The organism is Brevibacterium sediminis (assembly GCF_024895295.1).
GTDB lineage: Bacteria > Actinomycetota > Actinomycetes > Actinomycetales > Brevibacteriaceae > Brevibacterium > Brevibacterium sediminis.
Genome location: NZ_JAHQRN010000017.1, coordinates 1 through 789, shown reverse-complemented (window position 1 = coordinate 789; position 789 = coordinate 1). Strand labels below are relative to the sequence as shown.

Genomic DNA, 789 nt, shown 5'->3' with positions numbered 1-789 from the left:
CCCATCCGAACCGGGCACCGCACCGAATACCCAGTACACAGCGAGCAATGGAGATCACTTCACAGCTGTGCGCGAATACGCATCACTGTTGATTAGGAGAAGAACAATGAAGACACTGCTTCGCACACGCACCGCCACCATCCTCTCGGCCGGCGCCATCGGCCTCCTGGCACTGAGCGGCTGCGGAATGGATTCCGGTTCCGGCGGAGACGAGTCCGGTTCGGAATCGGGCAGCTCCGAATCCCAGCCCGCTGACTCGGGCGAGTCCGAGATGCCCGACGAGTCCGGCGACTCCTCCATGGCCGATTCCGACCTCGTCGGCAAGGGCTGCTCGGCTTACGCCGAGGCGAACCCGGACGGGGCCGGTTCTGTCGAGGGCATGGGCCAGGACCCGGTGGCCACTGCCGCCTCGAACAACCCGATGCTCACGACCCTGACCAAGGCTGTCTCGGGCAAGCTCAACCCCGATGTCGACCTCGTCGACACCCTCAACGGCGACGAGTTCACGGTCATCGCCCCGGTCGACGACGCCTTCGCCGATGTGCCCAAGGACGACCTCGACGCCCTGGCCAAGGACTCGGACCAGCTGACGAAGGTGCTGACCTACCACGTCATCCCCGGACAGCTTTCCCCCGATGAGATCGCCGGTGAACACGAGACCGTCGAAGGTTCGAAGGTGAAGATCTCCGGTGAAGGCGAGGACATGAAGTTCGACGATGCCGGACTGGTCTGCGGCGGAGTCAAGACCGCCAACGCCACGGTCTACATGGTCGACGCCGTGATGATGCC

The 789-nt window shown here is 64.0% G+C and carries 1 protein-coding gene; it reads left to right on the top strand.

All coding sequences use genetic code 11. The features are described from left to right. Nucleotides 1-106: 106 nt before the first annotated feature. A partial coding sequence (locus KTJ89_RS19225; protein ID WP_259358970.1) for a fasciclin domain-containing protein occupies nucleotides 107-789 on the top strand: 683 nt, incomplete at its 3' end.